Source organism: Segatella sinensis, assembly GCF_040095255.1.
Lineage (GTDB): Bacteria > Bacteroidota > Bacteroidia > Bacteroidales > Bacteroidaceae > Prevotella > Prevotella sinensis.
The window spans coordinates 1-3,721 of the sequence record NZ_JBBNGE010000098.1 but is presented as its reverse complement, the minus strand read 5'-3'; the positions used below and the strand labels follow the sequence as shown (position 1 = coordinate 3,721).

General features: G+C 42.3%; 4 protein-coding genes and 1 pseudogene. 4 read left to right on the top strand and 1 reads right to left on the bottom strand.

Translation table 11 applies throughout. The features are described from left to right. From AAAT87_RS15035 to AAAT87_RS15020, 4 genes and pseudogenes are all read left to right on the top strand, one after another. A pseudogene (locus AAAT87_RS15035) lies at positions 1-330 on the top strand (N-acetyltransferase); the annotation flags it as partial. 130 nt (positions 331-460) lie between these two features. Beyond that, positions 461-859 (top strand): DEAD/DEAH box helicase family protein, encoded by a 399-nt coding sequence (locus AAAT87_RS15030; protein WP_349226876.1) that lies wholly within the window; start codon positions 461-463, stop codon positions 857-859. Further along, on the top strand, positions 837-1,472 hold the full coding sequence (locus AAAT87_RS15025; RefSeq protein ID WP_349226875.1) for a WG repeat-containing protein: 636 nt from the start codon (positions 837-839) through the stop codon (positions 1,470-1,472). Before AAAT87_RS15030 ends, AAAT87_RS15025 begins: the two co-directional genes overlap by 23 nt. Positions 1,473-1,623: 151 nt before the next feature. Further along, positions 1,624-2,679, top strand: coding sequence for a glycoside hydrolase family 43 protein (locus tag AAAT87_RS15020; protein WP_296973890.1), 1,056 nt, complete (start codon positions 1,624-1,626; stop codon positions 2,677-2,679). Here the strand turns inward: AAAT87_RS15020 and AAAT87_RS15015 are convergent. After that, the gene (locus AAAT87_RS15015; protein ID WP_153129519.1) at positions 2,673-3,338 is read right to left on the bottom strand and encodes a phenylalanine--tRNA ligase beta subunit-related protein; all 666 of its coding nucleotides are present in this window, start codon (positions 3,336-3,338) and stop codon (positions 2,673-2,675) included. The genes AAAT87_RS15020 and AAAT87_RS15015 overlap by 7 nt on opposite strands. Positions 3,339-3,721 lie beyond the last annotated feature (383 nt).

Genomic DNA, 3,721 nt, shown 5'->3' with positions numbered 1-3,721 from the left:
CCGAATTCAAAGAGAACAAGGAGTTATCCTGCAGTATTGATTGGAAGACTTGGTGTGGCAAAGGAGTTTCAAGGAACAGTTTTGTCTGTTGGTTCACAAGTGATTGAATACATAGCGTCGTGGTTTGTTCATCCTGACAATAAGACAGGTTGCCGCTTCATTGTTGTCGATGCTTACAATAAGGAGAATGTGCTTCATTTTTATGAAAAGAATGGCTTCAAATTCTTGTACTCTACTGAGAGTTTGGAGAAAGAGGCGAATCATATTCCTGAAGATGAACACTTAGAGTCAAGGATGATGTATCTTGATCTGTTGGGATATATAAGATAAAAAAACTAATTTGGAAAACACAAAAGGATAAGACTTTAGATTTTTAATTATATACGATAAGATGGGTTGAGCTTTGAATAAAAGCTCGGCTCATCTTGTTGGCTATTGTCTTCTCATATAATTTCTTTTGATGAAGAAAATCAAGCTGTTTGATTATCAGCAGAGGATGCTGAAGGATATCATCAATGTGCTGACCTCTTCTTCTACCAGTACATTCTATAATGAGAATGGGAAGAAGGAGAAGGTAGGCAGTTCGGTGATGGTGCAGATGCCGACTGGTACGGGAAAGACCTTTGTGATGGCGGCTGTGGTGAAATGGTTTCTTGATAACCATGACACGGGCGAAGTGTGGATTGTGGCGCACCGCCGTGAACTGGTGGAGCAGATGCAGCAGACGCTCGACAGATTCTGCCTGGACTATGGGGAGAAGGAAATGGAGCTGAAAGCGAAAGTAAGGATAAGGGTGCTCTCCATTCAATTTCAGACGCAGCGAGATAGACTGTCTGGTGAACGTGAACCTCTTCGATGAGGGTTTTGACTGTCCTGACGTGGAGTTTATCCAGATGGCCCGTCCTACGTTGTCGCTAGCCAAGTATCTGCAGATGGTGGGGCGTGGGTTGCGCATCAACCATGAGAACAAGGATAAGGTGTGCATGATTATCGACAACGTAGGTAACTACCGCAAGTTCGGCTTGCCTGACAAGCCTCGCAACTGGGAGAGTATGTTTGCTAGCTTGAGGGCAGGCAAGGGTATCATTCCAACCTATGTGAAGAAGATTCAGAACATCATTGCCGTGAATGATGAGATGGTAACGGTGAAGAAGGCGAATACGGCAAGGAAGAAAATGACAGCCAAACAACTGAAGGAATATCTGAAGAATGTAGAACCTTTCCAGCAGGATGGCAGATGGGGACTGAAGGTGATGAACGACATCATCGTGAAACCTATTTACGCGCATATCTCTAACTTCCGAGGTGATTATGCCCAATGCAGGATAGGCATACAGAAATGTTTGTATGGACTATTGGACAGGAGGGGTAATATCATCCTGCCTCCGGAATATAAATACATATACGGGTGGAATGAACATGCGGTTGAAGTAAAAAGTAACGATGGTTACTGTAGAACCATAGAATTGTAGTGACCAGGTATAAAAGGTACTAAATCGTTCAAAAAGGAGTACTTTTCTTCATTTTGATAGCTATATGGGCTTTAGGGCTTGGTAATTTCAGGAATATGTTGTAATTTTGCAGCATCATCTTGTAATTGTCAACTAACAAAATAAAAAAATAATGAAGAAGAAATTATCAACAGTACTCCTGGCTTTGGCAGCTTTCATGCCAATGACAGCACAGAATTTAGTAAAGGGTGATTATGGTTATCTCTATTGTCACATGAGTGATAAGGGAGAGTGGACCGCGTATGCAGTATCTCGTGATGGCTACAACTATCAGGACATTAATGATGGTAAACCTATCTTCGATCCTGCTGAGCATGCGCGTATCGAAGGAGGAACCCGTGACGCCTATATCACCCGTACCCATAATGGAAAGGGATATATTATGGTGACCACGGATATGTGTGTGGCAAAAAGCCATAAGTGGGATAACTATGGTATTGATCTCTTGAAGAGTGATGATCTCATTCACTGGACCAGTGTAACTTTCGATTATCGTAAGGGTATGCAGAATTTCTGTGATGCAGCTACCGCTCAGTCTCCTTACAAGGATTGGAGTACCATCAACCGTGTCTGGGCTCCTCAGATTTTCTGGGATCCTGACTATCGTTGGCAAAATGGTGAGAAGGGTGGATACATGATCTATTATTCTATGCTTAACCGTGCGGAAGAAAAATATGATCGGATGTATTATAGCTATGCAGACAAGTCATTCACCAAGATTACTACCCCAAAGCTTCTCTTCGATTGGGGATATGCTACCATTGATGCTGACATCAACTTCCTGAAGAGCGATGGTCTTTACCACATGCTTATCAAGAAGGAAGGTGGAAAACCTGGTATCTATACTGCTACCAGCAAGCACTTGAACCACGGATGGGGCGAACCGGTAGAGGATGACTACGTAAGTTTCGAAGGCAAGAAGAATTGCGAAGGTAGCTCTGCCTTCCAGTTGATGGGCGATGATACCTGGCGTGTAGCTTATATCCAGTATAGCGATCAGCCTAAGCACTATCGTATCTGCAAGGCAGATAAGTATCTCCGCAATTTCTCAGATCCTGTTGATATCAAGGGCGTAACGGGTCCTCAGCATGGTAGCTTTATGCGAATTACCAAGAAAGAGTATCAGCGACTCCTGGAATGGGACAAGGAGTTGAAGGCAAATCATTGATAGATAAAATAACTTCCACCGCTGCTCTTGCAATATTTGCTTAAGAGTTGCAGAATGAACTCGGCATTCTCACGTACGTGTTGTTCGTCACCATCATATCCGTTGATGAGAACCACGAGGTGAGTGGTGCCGAGTGTCATTTTTGTACGTTCGTGGTCGCTGGTAGGAGTTCCTACACCTCCCATTCTATCTCTATATACTGGTAAGCCTTCTATATTGATCATTCCTCTTCCTATACCTTCGTAAGGCTCGCCTTCTTTGCCAACTCCTAAAGTAAGCGTGTCGCCTTCGAACTTGTCGGCATCAAAACCACCTATGCTATAGCCATAGGCTATGCTTGCCAGGTTTACCAGATCAACTAAGGTATCTCTCTGATAGAGTTCCTTGCCCTGCAGTATTCTGCGGATAAGGGCTTCAGATGCCGGGCGATAGCGTGAGGGGTCCTTGCCACAGGCACGATATACCTTTCTTGTTGCAGCAATACCGCTTATCTCCTTGAGCGATTCTGTTGTGAGAGAACTTTTAAACTTTTCTCCGAGCGCATTTATCTCATCCCAAAGTTCCTTGCAGTAAGGTGAGTTCTCCACATAAGCTTCTACGCATGCACCTACAAAAGTAGGACATACGGATTCTATTTCTTGTGAAACGATTATCTTCATGATACTTTTCTCCTTTTATATAATTAAAAACTCTTGATTAGGCAAGGCAAAAATACGAAGAAATACTGTAATATCCAAATTATATGCCTCTTTTTTGTGGAAAGTACCAGAATATCTCTTCTTTTGTTGTTGGAATTTGCTGAAACATAGTAAAGGTTTTAGTTTTGCTGGCATTAAAATGCACATGTGTGTCCGAGCACAAATGTATTTTATGTGCCTATATATAATAAGGAGAAAGATCTGTTTTAGAGCTTCGTTATGTTTATGAATGTTAAATTCGAAAGAAAAATGCAACTTTCTTCTCGGAAAATTTGGTGGAATGAAAAATAGTTAGTACTTTTGCACTCGCTTTTGAGAAATACACTTTCTCTTAGCAACATAAG

Excerpts from the sequence above, each read along its gene's own strand:
- AAAT87_RS15030 (WP_349226876.1), top strand. The coding sequence starts at position 461 with ATGAAGAAAATCAAGCTGTTTGATTATCAGCAGAGGATGCTGAAGGAT.
- AAAT87_RS15020 (WP_296973890.1), top strand. The coding sequence starts at position 1,624 with ATGAAGAAGAAATTATCAACAGTACTCCTGGCTTTGGCAGCTTTCATG.
- AAAT87_RS15015 (WP_153129519.1), bottom strand. The coding sequence starts at position 3,338 with ATGAAGATAATCGTTTCACAAGAAATAGAATCCGTATGTCCTACTTTT.